This window comes from Streptomyces sp. NPDC058051, from assembly GCF_042885475.1.
Lineage (GTDB): Bacteria > Actinomycetota > Actinomycetes > Streptomycetales > Streptomycetaceae > Streptomyces.
Genome location: NZ_JBHVRW010000011.1, coordinates 68,284 through 81,943 on the forward strand (window position 1 = coordinate 68,284; position 13,660 = coordinate 81,943).

Here is a 13,660-nt window from a genome sequence, read left to right on the forward strand (position 1 = left end):
TACCCCGGGCACCCCTCAGGGCCACGCCGGTACGACTATTTCGCTCCTCCTCGAACCGGACCGAACACGCCCCTAGGCTCGACTCACTCTGTGTGATCTTCTCCCCCTTCCCAGGAGCGAGCGCGATGCCCGACAGCCAGCCGCGGCAGCCGGACGACGACGCCGCCGACGCGGCCGACGCGACCGGCGGACCCGCCACCGCCGAGTCCGGCTCCCTGGTGCTCTGCGGCGCCCGCCTCACCGACGGCCGCGTCGTGGACGTGCGGCTCGGTGGCGGCCGTATCGAGGCCGTCGGCACCGCGGGCAGTCTGGCCACGCCCGGATCCCGGGTGGACCTGCGCGGCTATCTGCTGCTCCCCGCCCCCGCCGAGCCCCACGCCCACAGCGACACCGCGCTCACCGCGCACGGCGCGGGCCCCGACAGTCCGGGGCCCGTGTCGCACCGTCCGGAGGACATCCAGCGCCGCGCCGTCGAGGCGGCCCTGCTGCAGCTCGGGCACGGCGCCACCGCACTGCGCGCGCACGTACGGATCGGAGACGTGCGGGGCCTCACCGCGCTCGAAGCCGTGCTGCAGGCCCGCCGGTCGCTGCGCGGGCTCGCCGAGCTGATCCCCGTGGCCGTGCCCCGGCTCCTCACGGGCGTCGCGGGCGCCGACAACCTGGCCATGCTGCGTGACGCGGTGAAGATGGGAGTCGGCGCCGTCGGCGGCTGCCCCGACCTCGATCCGGATCCGGCGGGGTACACGGAAGCCGTCCTGGAGATCGCCGCCGAACAGGGCTGCCCCGTCGATCTGCACACGGACGGTGACGACCCGGCCAGGCTCGGCCGGCTGGCCGCCATGGCGGGAGGGCTGCGGCCCGGCGTCTCCATCGGCCCGTGCGCCGGCCTCTCCCGGCTCCCCCCGCAGGCGGCGGCCCGCGTCGCCGACCAGGTCGCCGCGGCCGGACTGACGGTGATCTGCCTCCCCCAGGGCGGCTGCTGCGGGGTGGAGGGCCGGGGCACCGCCCCCGTACGGCTGCTGCGCACGGCCGGGGTGCGGGTCGCGGCGGGCAGCGGAGCGCTGCGGGACGTGGCGAACCCCGTAGGACGGGGGGATCCGCTGGAGGCCGCCTACCTGCTGGCCTCGCAGAACGGGCTGCGGGCCGACGAGGCGTACGAGACGGTCTCCTCGGCCGCGAGGAGGGCGATGGGGCTGCCCGAGGTCAGGGTCGAGGCGGGCTTCCCGGCCGAGCTGCTGGCCGTCCGCGGAGAGCAGCTCTCGGGTGTGCTGTCACTCGCGTACAGCCGGGTCGTGGTGCATCGCGGCCGGGTGGTCACGCGGACGAGCGCGGTGCGCGAGTACTGCGATTCGGAGACGGTGGTCGCCCTCGGCCTGCCGCGCCAGGGCCGACCGGATTCCGGCCCCTGCGGCGGGCCCTGAGCGCCACGGCGCGTTGCGGCGTACGGTCGTGAGCATGCGCATTGTCATCGCAGGTGGACATGGTCAGATCGCACTGCGGCTGGAGCGGCTGCTCGCCGCGCGAGGGGACGAAGCCGTAGGCGTCATCCGGAATCCGGAGCAGGGCGAGGACCTGAGGGCGGCAGGCGCCGAGCCGGTCGTCCTGGACCTCGAATCGGCCTCCGCCGAGGAGGTGGCGCAGGTGCTGCGCGGCGCCGACGCTGCGGTCTTCGCGGCCGGCGCGGGCCCGGGCAGCAGCTCGGAACGGAAGGACACGGTGGACCGCGGCGCGGCGGTGCTGTTCGCGGACGCGGCGGAACAGGCGGGCGTACGGCGGTATGTGGTGGTCTCGTCGATGGGCGCCGACCCCGACCACCCGGGCGACGAGGTCTTCGACGCCTATCTGCGGGCGAAGGGCGCCGCGGACGCGGACGTGCGCTCCAGGTCCGCGCTCGACTGGACGATCCTGCGCCCCGGCATGCTGACGAACGACGCGGGCACCGGGAGCGTCCTCCTGACGGCCTCCACCGGCCGCGGCCCCGTGCCGCGCGACGACGTGGCGGCGGCGTTGCTGGAGCTGCTGGACACCCCGGCGACGGCGGGACTGACCCTGGAACTGATCTCGGGGAACGTACCGCTGGCGGTCGCCGTGAAGGACGTCGCGGGGAACTGAAGCCGGTCCGGGCGGCGGTACGGCGCGCGGGGCAGATCGGGGCGCGGGCGGGGCTTGGCGGCGCGGCGAGGCGCGCAATGGTTTCAGACGCCGGGCGCCGGGCGGACCGTGATGCCGTGGCGCTCCAGCAGGGCGGCGGTGACGCCGTCGCCCGCGTGGAGTTCGCCCGTGAACGTACCGTCATGGACCGTGCCGCGCCCGCAGGATGGGCTGCGCGGCATCAGCAGCGCCTCGGTGCATCCGGTCCGGCGCGCGGCCTCCAGCGCCCTCCGGGCGCCGTCCACGAACTCCTCCGTCACATCGTGCCCGGTGTCGTCGACGACCCGGGCCCGGCCGTCCAGCACGTCGTGGCCGTCACCGCCGACCATCTCGGCGGGGCGCCGCGGGGTGGGCAGCCCGGCGGCGACCTCGGGGCAGAAAGGGACGGGCCGACGGTCCCCGACGGCCTCGGCCACCGCGGCAGACGCCTTGCCCCGACCGTCGAAGCGGCAGGGAACGCCGCGCAGACAGGCGCTGACGAGTACGGGTTCCATGTTCACGAGCCTCTTCACGATCCCGGCAGAAACAACGGCTCCCACGGCGGAAACAGAGAAGGCCCCTGTCCTGGGGACAAGGGCCTTGCTATGTGGCGGCGCCAGGGTTCGAACCTGGGTAGGCTGAGCCGGCAGATTTACAGTCTGCTCCCTTTGGCCACTCGGGCACACCGCCGGGGATTGCTGCCATGAGAACCACTTTTTCGGCGGCGCTCCCTGGCAACGACGTAAACGATACCTGATGCCCGGGGGTGCTACGCCACTGGATTGATCAGCGGCTCGATCGGGCGTGGGTGGCTAGGCTTTGATCGGCGACGCGGGGCCGACAGGCCCGCAACCGCCCGTATGCACCCCGTTTCCCAGCACCCCCGATACAAGGAGCCACACGTCATGGCCGACTCCAGTTTCGACATCGTCTCGAAGGTCGAGCGGCAGGAGGTCGACAACGCCCTCAACCAGGCCGCCAAGGAAATCTCGCAGCGTTACGACTTCAAGGGCACCGGCGCCTCGATCTCCTGGTCCGGCGAGAAGATCCTGATGGAGGCGAACGGCGAGGAGCGGGTCAAGGCGATCCTCGACATCTTCCAGTCCAAGCTGATCAAGCGCGGCATCTCGCTGAAGTCGCTGGACGCGGGCGAGCCGCAGTTGTCCGGCAAGGAGTACAAGATCTTCGCCACCATCGAGGAAGGCATCTCCCAGGAGAACGCCAAGAAGGTGGCGAAGATCATTCGCGACGAGGGCCCGAAGGGCGTCAAGGCGCAGGTCCAGGGTGACGAACTGCGGGTCAGCTCGAAGAGCCGCGACGACCTGCAGGCCGTGCAGGCACTCCTGAAGAGCCAGGACTTCGACTTCGCCGTGCAGTTCGCGAACTACCGCTGAGCATAAATCTCTGACCTGCGGAAACAGCTCCAGGCGAGCTCGGCAGGGCACAACGGGGGCACATCGCCGAGACCCGCCTCGGCGGCTGCCCTCGTTGCGTCCTCCTCGTCCGGCCACAGGTGGGTGGACGTGTCGAGGTGATCGACCGGTCGATGCCCCCGCCGCGCGGGAAGCTGTCAGCGCAGGTCGAGGAGCATCACGTCGTGGGGGTCCGCTCCGGGCCAGGGCTGGGCCTCGCCGATCTTGCGGTAGCCCCAGGTTCGGTACGCGGCAGCGGCCGCCTTGCTGTCCGGGTGGACGTTGAGCAGGACGCGTTCGGCCTCGACACCGGCCAGCAGGGTGTCGTGCAGACGGCGGGCGATCCCCTGTCGGCGCCAGGCGACGCGCACGGCCAGTTCCATGAGGCCGAAGGTGCGGTGCCCGTCCTCGCGGCGCAGGTCCTCGGGAACCGGGGCGGTCAGCCGGTCCCACCATCCCGTTTGCGGGCTGAGGGGGTAGCCGTAGGCCATGCCGACGGGTTCGCTGCCCTCCGTGGCCGCGAGGGCGCCCGTCAACGTTTCCTTGCGGGTCTGGGAGCAGAAGCGGCGGAACGCAGCCGACACCTGCGCCTCGGTCTCCTCGTACGGCGGTTCCGCGAACGCCTCGGCGTAGACCGTGCGGAATGCCGCCTCGGCCTCCGCGGCGGCCCGGCCGTCGAGCCGGCGGACGGTGATCGCGGGTGATTGGCTCATCCAGTGCCTTCTCAGATGGTCGCGTGGATGCGCGCGACGCACTCACGCGCCGCCCCACTGCCGAGGTTGGCCGCCGCGCACTGAAAATCGCGCACCTTGCCGAGCAAGCGGGGCGAGGCGATACCGCCCCACGTGTCCAGCACACCGTCTACCTCGGCGCACGCCTCTTCAACCTCCCCTGCGGCGAGCAGCACACCGGCGAATCGGACCCGGTACGACGCGCTGTTCCGCGCCAGGCCGCCGCCGATGCCGCCCACGGCGGCCCGCAGAAACGGCACGGCCTGCTTCGGCCTGTCCGCCCGTACGTACATGTCGGCCGTCGCGTAATCGACCTCGAACGGACCCGCGAACCGGGCCCAATGGGGCACATCGGTGTCGGAGTCGGTGCGCCCTTGGTACTGGACCGCCCGGCTGAGTGCCCGGCGTGCGCCGGTCAGATCACCGGCATGGGTAGCCACGTTGGCGCCCCGGAGAGCGATCACGAGGTGAACGGTCGCCCCGGCCCCGGCCCGCGTCGCCAGGCGGAACGCGTTCTCGACGGCACTCGCCGCCTCCCACGCCCGATCGGCCGTGACCGCCAGGAGAACGAGGGTTTCCAGCACGGAGACCTGTAGCAACGGGTCGTCCACGAGTTGCGCGGCGGCGAGGGCTTCCATGCAGGCCGCCCTGCCCTCGGTGATCCGACCGCCGTCGTAGTCGTACCAGGCCCGATGACCGTGCAGTTCGGCGAGCATCCTTTGCAGTTCCCGCCCCACCGCCGAAATGTACGACGCGCGCCCCAACGCGTTGGTGATCTCCGTTTCGATGCGATCCGCCTGCGCGCGCCGGCAGGCTGCCCTGGGTGTGGTCTGTCTGATACAGCCCGTCCAGCCGCTTCCGCAGCCGCCCGAGATCAGCAGCCCCCACCCGCGGCCCTGCCTGGGCGGCGGGCATCATCGCCCCGGCGGCGAGGGCGCCCGCGTCGGCGACGAAGGTTCTCCTCTTCACGTCACCAAGGTGGCCGATCGGCGCGGCCACGGTCACGCGATGGGGAGGCGCGAACCGGGCGGGTCACCAGGGAGCGGGGCCGGCTGCACGTACCGGTCCCGACCGATGCGGAGCGTCCCCCGGCGCCCCTGACGGATGTCTTTCCGGCGTGCCGGTGTGCCCGCTGTGTCCCGACCTCGACGCCCACCACTCCGTCCGACTCCAGGTGAAGGGCGACAGCCCATGGCCACGATGCACGAACCTGCCGAGACCTCGGCCGACGCCCTGTTCCCACGGCGGCGCCTCGACCGGTACGCGGCCCCCGGCTGCGCCGAGTGCGCCCGGCTGGTCGCGCGCGGTCACGGCGCCACCGGCCCGGACCGGGGCACCGTCTTCAGCGACTGCTACGTGCTCATCCGCCGCCGCCCCCACGAGGCCGGGCCATAGCGGCAGGGGCCGAAGTGCCACTGACCAACCTGCCCTGCCCTGCCCCTCCCCGAGGCAGGGCGAAGGGGCAGACTGGTCCGGCAGGGAGACGTCGGGCCGAGACATGGGCGAGTCTTCCCAAGAGGTCAGGGCGCAGGCGAAAGTTCGCGAACTACCGGTAGGTCTTCGGCGAACCCCGTCAGGTCCTGTGCCTTCCGGGCGGGGGCGGGGTGGCGCGGGATGTGCTGCCCTGCCCGCACCCGGGATGTGATGTCCGAATACCGCCGGTCGTGGTGCGGCGGGGGGCGCAGACTTGTTCGTGTCGGACGACGATTCGGTCGGCTTCCGGCACGAGGGGCGAGGAGAGGGACGCGTCATGACCATGTACGCAACGGTCGACAGCCCGCTGGGTGAACTGCTGCTGGTGGGCGAGGAAGTCATCGGCACCGATGGCGCAGTCGCGCTCGCCTCGCTCTCGCTGCCTGGTCAGAAGGGCGCCGCGGTCGTCGGGGAGGGCTGGGTCCACGCACCGGGGGCCTTCGCGGGGATCGCCGCGCAGTTGCAGGAGTATTTCTCGGGGCGGCGGACCCGCTTCGACATCGCGTACGCGCAGGGCACGGGCACCGCCTTCCAGCGCCGGGTCTGGGCGGCGCTGGACACCGTCCCGTACGGGCAGACCGTGTCCTACGGGCAGATCGCCGAACGGATCGGTACACCGGGAGCGGGCGTGCGGGCCGTGGGGACGGCGATCGGCCGCAATCCCCTGCTGGTCGTGCGCCCGTGCCACCGGGTGATCGGCGCGGACGGGGCCCTGCGGGGTTACGCGGGCGGTGTGGAGCGCAAGGAACAGCTTCTGGAGCTGGAAAGCGCCCTGGCGGTGCGCTGAGATGTCCGGACTCTTTCCGCGGCCGCGGGCCGTCGTCGCGCCGGGGGCCGTGCACGTGCCCGAGTGGCTCTCGCAGGAACGGCAGCGGGAGCTGGTCGCGGCCTGCCGGGAGTGGGCACGGGGGCCTGTGCCCCTGCGCCACACGGTGCTGCCGGGCGGCGGGGTGATGTCCGTGCGGACGGTCTGCCTGGGGTGGCACTGGCAGCCGTACCGGTACTCGCGCACGGCCGACGACGTGAACGGTGCGCGGGTCGCCGCGTTCCCTCCATGGCTGGCGGAGTTGGGCCGGGAGGCGCTGGCCGAGGCGTACGGGGAGGACGCAAGCCTGGCCCGGTCGTATGCGCCGGACACCGCTCTGATCAACTTCTACGACGGTGACGCGCGGATGGGGATGCATCAGGACAAGGAGGAGCGGTCCGGTGCTCCCGTGGTGTCGCTCAGCATCGGCGACACCTGTGTCTTCCGCTTCGGGAACACGGAGAACCGTACAAAGCCCTACACGGACGTGGAGTTGGCCTCCGGCGATCTGTTCGTGTTCGGCGGCCCTTCACGCTTCGCGTTCCACGGTGTGCCGAAGGTTCTCCCCGGGACGGCTGACCCCGCGACAGGGCTGAGCCGTGGCCGGCTCAATCTCACCCTGCGCGAGACCGGCCTGGGTGCCCCGGGCGAGACCTGACGGGGCACCTCCGGCGGGACCGGGCCGGGCACCCCGGGAGCCGACCGGCGTCAGTGGCGTTCGCGGGAATTCCCGAACAGCAGCCGGTAGAGGATCAGCAGGACCAGCGAACCGCCGATGGCCGCGACCCAAGTGGCGGTGTCGTAGAAGTCGTTGGAGATCGGGCGGTCGAGGAAGCGCGACGATATCCAGCCACCGAGGAAGGCGCCGATGATTCCTATGACGGTGGTACCGATCAGGCCGCCCGGGTCACGCCCCGGGAGCAGGAACTTGGCGATGGCTCCGGCAAGCAGTCCAAGAATGATCCAACCAATGATGCTCATGCGTGCGAACCTACCCGTCACTCGTTCTTGGAATCCAAGACGTTTCCGGCGGTCGGGCGGTTGCAGCGCGCGGTCCGCGAACAATCCGCACACCGCTCGCCCCGGGTCATACGCGGGCGCTGAAATCCGGCCAGGGCTGCAGGCCGGCCTCTTCGTCCTCGGACTCCTCGGAGTACCACGCGGTGTCGTCCAGCCAACCGCGCAGCCACGAGGCGCGGTCGGACCGGTCCGCATAACAGGCGTGTTCGGGTTCGTCGGCGTTCGGCTCGAAGAGCAGCACCGTGGTGCGTTCGCTGCCCCGCCGTCCGCCGAAGGCGTCGAACGGGTACTCCGCCCACCGCGGCGCAGTGTGTGCCGTCTTCTGCGCGGCTGCGAGCAACTGCTCGGTGTCGTTCATGCGTTCATAGTGGACGACGGCACTGACAATCCCCGTCGGTCCGTGCGCCGGGACCACGACCGCCCCTCCGGCCTTCTCCGGTTCCGGCTCGCGGCGTCCGGGCCTGATACTGGCACCGGGCGGGGCCGACGGACGTACGAGACGGAGCGTAGTGATCATGAAGCCTCTTCAGTTGATCCTCAACATCCTGTGGGTGGTGTTCTGCGGCTTCTGGATGGCCCTCGGCTACGCGGTCGCGGCACTCATCTGCTTCATCCTGATTGTGACGATTCCCTTTGGCATCGCGTCCCTGCGGATCGCGGGCTTCGTCCTGTGGCCCTTCGGCCGGACCACCGTGGAACGGCCCGACGCGGGCGCGCCCTCCTGTGTGGGCAACGTGATCTGGCTCGTCTTCGCCGGGTGGTGGCTCGCGCTGGGGCACCTGCTCACCAGCATCCCGCTGTTCGTGTCGATCATCGGCATCCCCTTCGGCTGGGCGAACCTGAAGATGATCCCCATCTCCCTCATGCCGCTGGGGCGTGAGGTGGTCACGACCGACGAGGCGTTCGGAAGCCGGTGACGCAGAACGTCCCGCACCGGTCGGCCCGCTCGGGTCAGGCAGCCCGGCCGGGCGGTTCGGCGGTCGGCTGATCCGCCCGGCCCGGCCTGCGTGACGACTGATCCGCGCGGCCCGGCCTGCGCGACGACTGATCCGCGCGGCCCAGCCTGCGCGACGGCTGATCCGCCCGGCCCGGCCTGCGCGACGGCTGATCCGCCCGGCCCGGCCTGCGTGACGGCTGATTCCCGCTGCCCGGGCGAAGCTCCGGCCGAGGGGGGTCAGCGAAGGCGGAGCCGTGTCTCACGGCTCCGCCAGCTGTCCCTCGGGCCCCGTGGTTTCCCCTGGCCGCCCTCAGGCCCTCTCGGCCGCCCTCAGGGGCGGCGCCCCGCCATCTGCTCCAGCCGGGCGATGCGCTCCGCCATCGGCGGGTGCGTCGAGAACATCTTGGACATGCCCTGGCCGGGGCGGAACGGGTTCGCGATCATCATGTGGCTCGCGGTCTCGATCCTCGGCTCGGGGGGCAGCGGGAGCTGTTTCGTTCCCGCGTCGAGCTTCCGCAGGGCACTGGCAAGGGCCAGCGGGTCGCCGGTCAGCTGGGCACCCGAGGCGTCCGCCGCGTACTCGCGGGAGCGGCTTACGGCCAATTGGATGACGGAGGCGGCGAGCGGACCGAGGATCATGATCAGCAGCATGCCGATGATGCCGGGGCCCTCGTCGTCGTCGGACCGGCCCACCGGGATCAGCCAGGCGAAGTTGACGAGGAACATCACGACGGAGGCGAGGGCCCCGGCGACGGACGAGATCAGGATGTCGCGGTTGTAGACGTGGCTCAGCTCGTGGCCGAGGACGCCGCGCAGCTCCCGCTCGTCGAGGATCTGGAGGATGCCCTCGGTGCAGCAGACCGCGGCGTTGCGCGGGTTGCGGCCGGTGGCGAAGGCGTTGGGCGCCTGTGTCGGAGAGATGTACAGCCGGGGCATGGGCTGGCGTGCGGTGGTGGAGAGCTCACCGACCATGCGGTAGAGCTGTGGCGCCTCGAATTCGCTGACGGGGCGGGCGCGCATGGCCCGGAGGGCCAGCTTGTCGCTGTTCCAGTACGCGTAGGCGTTGGTGCCGACGGCTACGAGGAGCGCGATGATCAGGCCCGTACGTCCGAAGAAGCTTCCGATGACGATGATGAGTGCGGACAGGCCCCCGAGGAGTACGGCGGTTTTCAGCCCGTTGTGCCGACGGTGCACGGTACGCCCTCCAAGTGGTGCGGCAGGGGAACCCTTTGGTGGTCTCCACTCCTCAGTGGAGCCTCCCGTACTGGTCAACGCCAGGCGGGGAGAGCTAGTTCCCTTGTGACTGCCGCCACAGGATGGCGGTCCGCACGGCGGACCGTGGCCGCATCGGGCCCCGGGCAGGCCGTACGGACCGGCGCGTACGGGTCAGCGCTGGGCGGGGAGGCCGGCGAGCGTCAGGGCCTCGGGGTCCGGCTTGATCTCGCTGGTGCAGTGGGCGCAGCGGGAGGCGATGGCCGGGATCTCGGTGTAGCAGCGGGGGCAGTCGCGTACGGCGGCCTTGATGTCGACCTTGTCCTTGTCGTCCGCCTTGGCGAACCGGTTCTGGACCTTGCTCATGGGGACGACGACGCCGAAGTAGAGCACCGCTGCGGTGATCAGGAAGGCGATGGCGGCGGCCAGGAACTTCCCGTACGGGAAGATGGTGCCCTCGACCGAGAACCGCGCGGAGCTGAAGTCGCCGACGGAACCGGTCGCGAGACCGATCAGCGGCGTGATGAAGGCGGTGCTGAATCCGGTGACGACTGCGGTGAACGCGGCCCCGACGGCCAGTCCGATGGCCATGGAGACGACGTTTCCACGCAGGATGAAGTCCTTGAACCCGTTCAGCACTGCTCTCGCTCCTCTGGGACATGCGTACGCGTGTGGAGATGCTCGGCCACGACCATGCACTGTGCGGGCCGTCCCGGGCAAACCGATCTTGCGCACATCAGAAGAGATTCACGGCGGCGAACCTGAGGACGGTCTGCGGGGCGCCGGACAGGACGACCCCGAGGACGGCGGTGAGGGCGATCGCAGCGGTGAGGGAGGCCGGGGCGCGATGCCTGATGGGAGCGGGGGTCGCCGCGGTCGGCGGCTCCTCCGCCGGGGCCTTGCCGGTCGGCGGCTTCTCCGCCGTGGCTGCCCCCGCCGGGGCCTCTTCCGGGGCGCGGAAGAGCACCGCGGTCCACCGCAGGTAGTAGTAGAGCGCGATCACGACGTTGACGGCCATGACGACGGCGAGCCAGCCGAGTCCCGCGTCGACGGCCGCCGAGAAGACCGTGACCTTGGCGAAGAGGCCGATGATGCCGGGTGGCAGGCCCGCCAGGCAGAGCAGGAAGAAGGCCATCGCGAGCGCGGCGAAGGGACGGGTGGCGTACAGGCCGCGGTAGTCGGAGATCCGGTTTCCGGGGTTCGTACGGGCGACGAGCGCGGCGACCGCGAACGCGCCGAGGTTCACGACGGCGTACATGAGGGCGTACGCGACGGTGGAACCGACGTGCCGGTCGCTGGAGTACGCGGCGGCGGCGATCGGCACCAGGAGGTAGCCGGCCTGGGAGACGGACGACCACGCGAGCAGGCGTACGGCGCTGCGGGCGCGGGTGGAGTTCTGGCGCAGCGCGGCGACGTTGCCGGTCGTCATGGTGAGCGCGGCGAGGACGGCGAGGGCCGGTCCCCAGACGTCGGCGTACGCCGGGAACGCGATCACGGTGACGAGGATGAGGCCGGAGAAGCCGACTGCCTTGCCGACGACCGAGAGGTAGGCGGCGACCGGCAGGGGTGCGCCGACGTACGTGTCGGGAACCCAGAAGTGGAAGGGCGCCGCGGCTGTCTTGAAGGCGAAGCCGACCAGGGTGAGGACGACCCCCGCCTCGGCGAGGGTGTCGAGCCGGCCGGGTACGTCGTCGAGCCGGGCGGCGATCTCCGTGAGGTGCAGGGTGCCGGTGGTGGCGTACACGAAGCTGACGCCGAGCAGCATCACGGCGGTCGCGACGACGGAGGAGAGGAAGAACTTCAGTGCCGCTTCGGAGGACCGCCGGTCGCCGCGCTTGATGCCGACGAGGGCGAAGGCGGGCAGCGAGGCGACTTCGAGGGCGACGACGAGGGTGGCGAGGTCGCGGGCGGCGGGCAGGAGTGCGGCGCCCGACGCGGAGGACAGCAGCAGGAACCAGAACTCGCCCGCGGGGAGTCTGCGTGTGTCGCCGAAGGAGAGCAGGGCGGTGATCAGCGCACCGCCGAGCACGAGGGCCTGGATGACGAGGGCGAAGTGGTCGGCGGTGTAGCTGCAGGCCCCGGTGGTGCCGGTCCCGGTGGTGGCCGCGGTGACGCAGAAGGTGGAGCGGTCTCCGGCGCGCAGCGGTACGAGGAGGGCGAGTGCGGCCACGAGGGCGGCCACGGTGACCCAGCCGAGGAGGGGCTTGCGTCGCTCGGTGAGGAAGAGGTCGGCGACCAGCACGATCACGGCGACGGCGGCGACGACGACCGGGGGCGCGATCGCGAGCCAGTCGATGGACTGGACGAGGCTGGTGGTGCTCTCGGCCGCTGCGGTGACGACGCCCGGGGTGACGACGGCTGTGGTCACGACTTGCCTCCTGCGAGGAGCTTCTGCACGGCCGGATCGGTGAGGCCGAGGAGGACGGCGGGCCACAGACCGGCGAGGACGGTGAGGGCGACGAGCGGGGTCCAGGCGGCGAACTCGTATGTCTGGACATCGGCGATCTGCTGCGGCTCCGGCCGCTTCTCGCCCATGCAGACGCGGCGTACGACGATCAGCATGTACGCGGCGGTGAGCAGGGTGCCGAACGCGGCGATCGACATGAAGGTGAGGAAGGCGGGGCGGCTGAGGCCGTCGGCGGGGTCGAAGGAGCCGAACAGGGCGAGCATCTCGCCCCAGAACCCGGCGAGCCCGGGGAGGCCCAGCGAGGCGACGGCGGCGAAGGCGAGGAGGCCGCCGAGGCGGGGCGCCCGGCCGTAGAGTCCGGCGCCGGTGGCGCCGGAGAGGGTGTCGAGGTCAGCGGTCCCGTACCGGTCCTTGACCGCGCCGACGAGGAAGAACAGCAGGCCGGTGATGAGGCCGTGGGCGATGTTGGCGAAGAGTGCGCCGTTGACTCCGGTGGGGGTCATGCTCGCGATGCCGAGGAGTACGAAGCCCATGTGCCCGACGGAGGAGTACGCGATCAGGCGCTTGAGGTCGCCCTTGGAGCCGGGGCGGGCCAGCGCCAGGCAGGCGAGTGATCCGTAGACGATGCCGACGGCCGCGAAGGCGGCGAGGTAGGGCGCGAAGGTGTGCATCCCGTCGGGGGCGACGGGGAGCAGAATGCGGACGAATCCGTACGTGCCCATTTTCAGCAGGACGCCCGCGAGGAGGACCGAGCCGACGGTCGGGGCGGCGGTGTGGGCGTCGGGGAGCCAGCTGTGCAGTGGCCACATGGGGGTCTTCACGGCGAGCCCGACACCGATCGCCAGAACGGCGATGACCTGCACGGACGAGGTGAGCCCACGGCCGTTGTCAGTGGCGAGTGCCACCATGTCGAAGGTGCCGCTCTTCAGTCCGATGAGGAGCAGACCCAGCAGCATGATCACCGAGCCGAGCAGCGTGTAGAGGATGAACTTCCAGGCGGCGGCCTGCTTCTGCGCACCGCCCCAGCGGGCGATGAGGAAGTACATCGGGATGAGCACCATCTCGAACGCCAGGAAGAACAGCAGCAGGTCGAGGACGGCGAAGGTCGCGAGGGTGCCGGACTCCAGGAGGAGGACGAGTGCGACGAAGCCCTTCGGGGAGGGGCCCTGGGGCATTTTGAAGTAGCTGTAGAGCGCGCAGAGGAAGGTCAGCAGCGCGGTCAGGACGAGAAGGGGGAGCGAGATGCCGTCGATGCCGAGGTGGATGCGGACGTCGAGCGCCGGGATCCAGCTGATGTCGGTGGTCGCCTGCATCTTCGACGGGTGGTCGTGGTCGAAGCCTGCGGCGAGCACGAGCGTGGCGAGGAGGATCGCGCCGGTGACGGTCACGCCGTGGCGGAGCACGGCCTGGTCGGGGCCGGTTCCCTTCAGTCCGGGCGGGGCCGGCAGGAGAGCCGCAGCGGCCCCGATGAGCGGGATCACGACGATGAACGCGAGAAGGAACTGCATCACGGATGCGCTGATATCGATCACG

16 protein-coding genes and 1 tRNA gene are annotated in these 13,660 nt (G+C 71.1%); 7 read left to right on the forward strand and 10 right to left on the reverse strand.

Annotated features, from left to right (window positions below; all coding sequences use genetic code 11):
* The first annotated feature begins 125 nt into the window (after positions 1-125).
* Both ACFVUT_RS18955 and ACFVUT_RS18960 read left to right on the forward strand, forming a co-directional pair.
* Complete coding sequence (locus ACFVUT_RS18955; protein WP_389652358.1) at positions 126-1,421, forward strand: amidohydrolase family protein; 1,296 nt, start codon at positions 126-128, stop codon at positions 1,419-1,421.
* A gap of 34 nt (positions 1,422-1,455) precedes the next feature.
* The gene (locus ACFVUT_RS18960) at positions 1,456-2,112 is read left to right on the forward strand and encodes an SDR family oxidoreductase (RefSeq protein ID WP_389652360.1); all 657 of its coding nucleotides are present in this window, start codon (positions 1,456-1,458) and stop codon (positions 2,110-2,112) included.
* A gap of 83 nt (positions 2,113-2,195) precedes the next feature.
* On the opposite strand, the gene ACFVUT_RS18965 is transcribed toward ACFVUT_RS18960, so the two are convergent.
* Both ACFVUT_RS18965 and ACFVUT_RS18970 read right to left on the reverse strand, forming a co-directional pair.
* A complete protein-coding gene (locus ACFVUT_RS18965; RefSeq protein WP_389652363.1) occupies positions 2,196-2,645 on the reverse strand; it encodes a DUF523 domain-containing protein in 450 nt (149 codons plus the stop codon).
* 93 nt (positions 2,646-2,738) lie between these two features.
* A tRNA-Tyr gene (locus ACFVUT_RS18970) sits at positions 2,739-2,820 on the reverse strand.
* A gap of 215 nt (positions 2,821-3,035) precedes the next feature.
* Here ACFVUT_RS18970 and ACFVUT_RS18975 point away from each other — a divergent pair.
* Positions 3,036-3,524, forward strand: a complete 489-nt coding sequence (locus tag ACFVUT_RS18975; protein WP_389652366.1) for a YajQ family cyclic di-GMP-binding protein — start codon at positions 3,036-3,038, stop codon at positions 3,522-3,524.
* 176 nt (positions 3,525-3,700) lie between these two features.
* On the opposite strand, the gene ACFVUT_RS18980 is transcribed toward ACFVUT_RS18975, so the two are convergent.
* Together ACFVUT_RS18980 and ACFVUT_RS18985 are read right to left on the reverse strand one after the other, a co-directional pair.
* On the reverse strand, positions 3,701-4,255 hold the full coding sequence (locus ACFVUT_RS18980; protein WP_389652369.1) for a GNAT family N-acetyltransferase: 555 nt from the start codon (positions 4,253-4,255) through the stop codon (positions 3,701-3,703).
* Positions 4,256-4,266: 11 nt separating this feature from the next.
* Complete coding sequence (locus tag ACFVUT_RS18985; RefSeq protein ID WP_389652373.1) at positions 4,267-5,010, reverse strand: hypothetical protein; 744 nt, start codon at positions 5,008-5,010, stop codon at positions 4,267-4,269.
* Positions 5,011-5,464: 454 nt separating this feature from the next.
* Here ACFVUT_RS18985 and ACFVUT_RS18990 point away from each other — a divergent pair, with 454 nt between their 5' ends.
* From ACFVUT_RS18990 to ACFVUT_RS19000, 3 genes are all read left to right on the forward strand, one after another.
* Entirely contained in the window at positions 5,465-5,668 is a 204-nt protein-coding gene (locus ACFVUT_RS18990; protein WP_389652376.1) for a hypothetical protein, read from the forward strand.
* A 355-nt stretch (positions 5,669-6,023) separates the two neighbouring features.
* Positions 6,024-6,533, forward strand: a complete 510-nt coding sequence (locus ACFVUT_RS18995; RefSeq protein WP_389652379.1) for a methylated-DNA--[protein]-cysteine S-methyltransferase — start codon at positions 6,024-6,026, stop codon at positions 6,531-6,533.
* Position 6,534: 1 nt separating this feature from the next.
* The gene (locus ACFVUT_RS19000; protein ID WP_389652382.1) at positions 6,535-7,209 is read left to right on the forward strand and encodes an alpha-ketoglutarate-dependent dioxygenase AlkB family protein; all 675 of its coding nucleotides are present in this window, start codon (positions 6,535-6,537) and stop codon (positions 7,207-7,209) included.
* Between the two features lie 50 nt (positions 7,210-7,259).
* On the opposite strand, the gene ACFVUT_RS19005 is transcribed toward ACFVUT_RS19000, so the two are convergent.
* Positions 7,260-7,532, reverse strand: a complete 273-nt coding sequence (locus ACFVUT_RS19005; RefSeq protein ID WP_389652385.1) for a GlsB/YeaQ/YmgE family stress response membrane protein — start codon at positions 7,530-7,532, stop codon at positions 7,260-7,262.
* A 106-nt stretch (positions 7,533-7,638) separates the two neighbouring features.
* A complete protein-coding gene (locus ACFVUT_RS19010; protein WP_389652388.1) occupies positions 7,639-7,929 on the reverse strand; it encodes a hypothetical protein in 291 nt (96 codons plus the stop codon).
* Between the two features lie 157 nt (positions 7,930-8,086).
* On the opposite strand from ACFVUT_RS19010, the gene ACFVUT_RS19015 reads away from it, so the two are divergent.
* Entirely contained in the window at positions 8,087-8,488 is a 402-nt protein-coding gene (locus ACFVUT_RS19015) for a YccF domain-containing protein (protein WP_389652391.1), read from the forward strand.
* Positions 8,489-8,838: 350 nt separating this feature from the next.
* On the opposite strand, the gene htpX is transcribed toward ACFVUT_RS19015, so the two are convergent.
* The 4 genes from htpX to ACFVUT_RS19035 form a co-directional block, all read right to left on the reverse strand.
* Positions 8,839-9,702, reverse strand: a complete 864-nt coding sequence (gene htpX / locus ACFVUT_RS19020) for a zinc metalloprotease HtpX (protein ID WP_389652394.1) — start codon at positions 9,700-9,702, stop codon at positions 8,839-8,841.
* 192 nt (positions 9,703-9,894) lie between these two features.
* Positions 9,895-10,359, reverse strand: coding sequence for an MscL family protein (locus tag ACFVUT_RS19025; protein ID WP_389652397.1), 465 nt, complete (start codon positions 10,357-10,359; stop codon positions 9,895-9,897).
* Between the two features lie 97 nt (positions 10,360-10,456).
* A complete protein-coding gene (locus ACFVUT_RS19030) occupies positions 10,457-12,088 on the reverse strand; it encodes an NADH-quinone oxidoreductase subunit N (protein ID WP_389652400.1) in 1,632 nt (543 codons plus the stop codon).
* Positions 12,085-13,635: a NuoM family protein gene (locus ACFVUT_RS19035; RefSeq protein WP_389652944.1), complete on the reverse strand. Its 1,551-nt coding sequence runs from the start codon at positions 13,633-13,635 to the stop codon at positions 12,085-12,087. The genes ACFVUT_RS19030 and ACFVUT_RS19035 overlap by 4 nt, the downstream gene beginning before the upstream one ends.
* Positions 13,636-13,660 lie beyond the last annotated feature (25 nt).